5 protein-coding genes are annotated in these 4,402 nt (G+C 65.9%); all 5 read left to right on the top strand.

Annotated features, from left to right (window positions below):
- On the top strand, nt 1–1,120 hold a 1,120-nt coding region (locus B3587_RS11220; RefSeq protein ID WP_292728650.1), incomplete at its 5' end, for a multicopper oxidase family protein.
- Between the two features lie 43 nt (nt 1,121–1,163).
- A complete protein-coding gene (locus tag B3587_RS11225) occupies nt 1,164–1,586 on the top strand; it encodes a DUF302 domain-containing protein (protein ID WP_292728654.1) in 423 nt (140 codons plus the stop codon).
- A gap of 202 nt (nt 1,587–1,788) precedes the next feature.
- On the top strand, nt 1,789–2,391 hold the full coding sequence (locus B3587_RS11230; RefSeq protein WP_292728657.1) for a recombinase family protein: 603 nt from the start codon (nt 1,789–1,791) through the stop codon (nt 2,389–2,391).
- A 429-nt stretch (nt 2,392–2,820) separates the two neighbouring features.
- Nucleotides 2,821–3,267, top strand: a complete 447-nt coding sequence (locus B3587_RS11235) for a hypothetical protein (protein ID WP_292728660.1) — start codon at nt 2,821–2,823, stop codon at nt 3,265–3,267.
- Nucleotides 3,268–3,538: 271 nt separating this feature from the next.
- A partial coding sequence (locus tag B3587_RS11240; protein WP_292728663.1) for a flavin-containing monooxygenase occupies nt 3,539–4,402 on the top strand: 864 nt, incomplete at its 3' end.

Below are 4,402 nucleotides of genomic sequence, written 5' to 3' on the forward strand. Positions count from 1 at the left end.
GCTGCACGTTTCCCCGGACGGAAACAGCGACAACGTATTTGTCTCGATCGATCCGGGGTCATCCTTCGACTACGAATATCAACTGCCGCCAGATCATCCACCGGGTGTGTACTGGTACCACCCGCACCATCACGGCCTGGCTGCCACACAAGTATTTGGTGGCCTTTATGGTGCCATCATCGTCGAGGATGCAACCCCCATCCCCATCAGCCGAGACCGGGTTCTCGTCATCTCCGACATCACTCTCGACGGATCTGGAACGATTCCGGCGGCGTCGGCGATGGATCGGATGGTAGGACGGGAGGGGAAACTGATGCTCGTCAACGGGCAAGTCTCACCGCAACTGAGCGCTCGACCGGGCGAGCGCGAACGGTGGCGCATCATCAACGCGTGTGCTGCACGGTATCTCAGGCTTCGCCTTGACGGTCAACAGTTGCAACTTTTAGGAATCGACTCCGGTCGATTCCCGCAGCCGCAGGACGTCACGGAAGTCGTCCTCGCTCCAGGAAACCGCGCCGACCTTCTTGTCACAGGAGTAGCAGGAACGGCATCTTTTCAGACTCTGCCCTTTGACAGGGGAGCCGCGATGGGAATGATGGATGGCACGCGGCCGTCCTCCACGACGGTGAATCTGGCTACCTTTATTGTTGCCGGTCCACCTGCTACGCCTGCCGCTGTGCCCACGCAGCCACAACCTCGAGATCTGAGGAACTCAACGGTTGACGATCGGCGCGAGCTGACCTTCGCGATGGGGATGGGGGCGAGCGGGATGAGCATGGGGTCGGGAGGCAACATGATGGGCTTCACCATCGATGGGAAGGAGTTCGACCCGGCCAGGATCGACACGATCGTGCGGGGCGGAACCATCGAGGAGTGGACGCTGACCAACACCAGCCCGATGGATCATCCCGTGCACCTGCACGTCTGGCCCATGCAGATCGTCGAGCGAGCCGGCGCTGCCGTCAACAGCGTCCTCTGGCAAGACGTGGTCAATGTCCCCGCGATGAGCAGTATTCGGGTGCGGATCGCCTTCGACGACTTCACCGGCAAGACGGTGTATCACTGCCACATCCTGGACCATGAAGACGGCGGCATGATGGGAATCGTCAACGCCGCCTAACAACAGACGCGAACATCACGAAAAAACGACTGAGGACAAGCACATGAACTACGCACACACCATCGCCGTCTCGCTGCCCTACGAGGAAGCAGTCACCAAAGTGAGGCAAGAGCTAGCAAACAGCGGCTTCGGTGTCCTTACCGAAATCGACGTCCGCGCAACCTTCGAAACAAAACTCGGCAGCGAAAGCGCTCAAACGCTCGGTGACTACCTGATCTTGGGCGCCTGCAACCCAGCCCTCGCCCAACAAGCACTGACCGCCGAACCCGACCTGGGACTGCTGCTTCCCTGCAACGTCGTCATCCGACGGGACCGCTCAGCTAATGTGACCACAGTCCAAGCCATCAACCCTCAGACCATGGTCCAGCTGAGCAACTCCCCGGCAATACAGGCCGTTGCCGACGCGGCCGACGCGCACTTACTCGCTGCTCTATCTGCTCTGGAAGGCCTGAACAGCAGCAAATAACACTCGATCCCTCGACGAGGGAGAGTTCGGTTCTTTCGTAACTGAATCGTTCGTATTCGCTACGTCAAAACGCGATTTTCGCGACGCCCGCTCAGAGTGCAGCTTCTCGCAGACCCTCGCATCAGATTTTGTAGCGAAACCCCAGTCCGGATTCTATGCGTCGATTCCTTCAGTGCGCGATGAGTTCCGCTACAGTCAGTTCATGGGACATCTTCTCGGATACGCACGCGTGTCCACCTCTGACCAGGATGCAGCCCTCCAGGTCGACGCGTTGAAGGCGGCAGGCTGTTACCGGGTCTTCGTCGATGTCATCTCTGGATCGCTGGCAGCTCGGCCCGAGCTGGACAAACTGTTGGACCAGATCCGACCGGGCGACACGCTTGTTGTGTGGCGGCTGGATCGGCTTGGTCGCTCGATTCGACATCTGATCGATCAGCTGGCGACTCTAGCTGAGCGGGAGGTCGGTTTCCGCTCACTTCAGGAGACCATTGACACCACCTCGTCTGGCGGGCGTCTGGTGTTCCACGTCTTCGCGGCACTGGCAGAGTTCGAGCGTGACTTGATAAAGGAACGCACCAACGCGGGTTTGACAGCGGCGCGTGCGCGGGGCCGCACCGGAGGCCGTCCGCCGCAGTTGACGGCGAACCAGGTGAAAACTGCCAAACGCATGTATGCGGAGCAGGAGATGACGGTCGCCGCGATCGGCGAGGTCCTGGGAGTCAGCCGCACCACCATTTACCGCACCCTCAACCGAGACCCCAACACAGCCAAGCGGCGGAAGCCGCGGGTCGCCCCCGCAACGTGACCTGGTGGACACCACGTCGAATGCGAATGCCCCGTCCGAGGGTGGGAGCGTTCGCGCCGAGGAACGTTGGGCACTGCTCCGGCTGCACGTGGAGAACGACATCTCGTTGGCTGCGATCGCGCGAGATAGCGGTACGGGCCTGCGGACGCTTGAGCGCTGGAATGCCGCGTACCGGGCGAGGGGTTTCGACGGGCTGCAACCGGCACCGCCTCGCGCCGAGCGTCGGCATCGGCTCAGACCAGAGCTGAGGCAAGTGGTCGAGGGCCTCGCCCTGATCCGCCCCCGGAACTCGGTCGCCACGATCCACCGCAAATCGAGAACGACGTGCCGGTGGACGCGATGTGGCTGCTCTGTCGGCGAAGGCGTGGAGGGCCTGCGGCCGGGCGGGATCCGGGAGACGCAAAGGTCGGATTGGTACAGTGAGGGACTATGCCCCGCGACCCCCGATCCCGGCCCGACCGGGTCATCGCGGCGGGGTGGTGGTCGGGGCGGCTGCTGACCATCCTGGGCCTGGCACTTGTGCTCATCATCGGCGGCTGGACCACCTCCCACACCACGGCTGACGCGCACGCCGACACCAGTGCGGGCTCCCCCGTCGCGACCGGCTCTACCCCAGACTCGGGCGCACCGGTGGCGGCGCCGACGGTGTCGTCCGGTGTGGGGGTGTCGGCTGATGCGTCCGGGGTGTGGGGGTGCCTGATCGGGGTGGTGTGCACGCTGGTGGTGCTGGCGGCCGTGACGGGGTTCCGGTTGCAGGGTCGGCTGCGGATGCTGCGGGTGTCCCGCCCGGTGCGCGCCCCGCTGCTGGTGCCGGTGCCCGTGTCGCGGCGTCCGGCCGCGCCCTCACTGCTGCTGTTGTCGATTTCCCGAACCTGAGATCCGGCATGCCGCCCACCCATGGGTGGCGTCTTCCCGCCCGCGCGTGTGCGGGCGTTGTGTGATGCCGATTTCTAGGTTTGGAGAATGTCTTGACGACCCGTATCACGGCGGCCCCCGTCGCCGGGGTGGTGCCGACGGCTGCCGCCGGTCACCGCCGCCCACACCACCCCGCCCGGCCCCGCCCCGCAACTGCGTGCCGCCGCGGGCCGGGCACGATCATCCCCCGGCCGTCGCCACCCGGACCGAGTCCTGCGGGGAGGGGGAGGTGATGCGGTCGGGGTTGACGCATCGGCGGGCGATCATCGTCGGGGCCGGGCAGGCCGGGCTCGCGGTGGCCGCCGCGCTGATCGGGTTGGGGTTCCGCCCGCAGCAGGAGTTCGTGGTCGTCGACGCCGCCACGGACCGGCAACGCAGTTGGGCGTCCCGGTGGCATTCGATGCGGCTGCTATCCGACGCCCGCCACAGCACGCTGCCAGTCCGGCCGCTACCGGTGGACCCGCACGAGCACCCGCGGGCGGATGAGATCGCGAACTACCTGGACCAGGTGCAGCACACCCTGGGGGTGGACCCGTTCTGGGGGTTGCGTGTGGTCGGGGTGGAACGCGTCGGTCACGGGTCGGTGCTGCAGCTACAGACCGCAGAGGGCGACGTGCAGACCCGCAACGTGGTGTGCGCGACCGGCGCCGCCACCCACCCCCGCATCCCTGCGTGGGCGCAGCAGCTGCGGGTGCCCGGGGTGGTGCTGCACAGCGCCCACTACCAATTCCCCCGGCAGGTGCCCACCGGGCGGGTGCTGATCGTCGGCGGCGGAAACAGCGGCGTGCAGCTGGCGCGAGAGCTATCCACCTCCCACGAGATCACCCTCGCGGTCCGCACCCGGCGCCCGCACCGACCCGCCCGGACCTTCCCGGCCCACGCCCGGGCAGGCTCGTCCTGGCTGGGCCGCGCACCGGCCGTGCAGCCGGTGTTCGGGGACAGCTACCATGCGCTGCGTCATGCGGGCGTGGCGGTCACCCCGGCGGTGACCGGCGCGGACGGCGGGCAGGTCACGTTCGCCGATGGCAGCACCCTCGCCCCGGACTCGGTGATCCTCGCCACCGGGTACGACCCCGGCGACGACTGGCTCCCCGCC

This window comes from Microbacterium sp. UBA837 (assembly GCF_002296025.1).
Classification (GTDB): Bacteria; Actinomycetota; Actinomycetes; order Actinomycetales; family Microbacteriaceae; genus Microbacterium.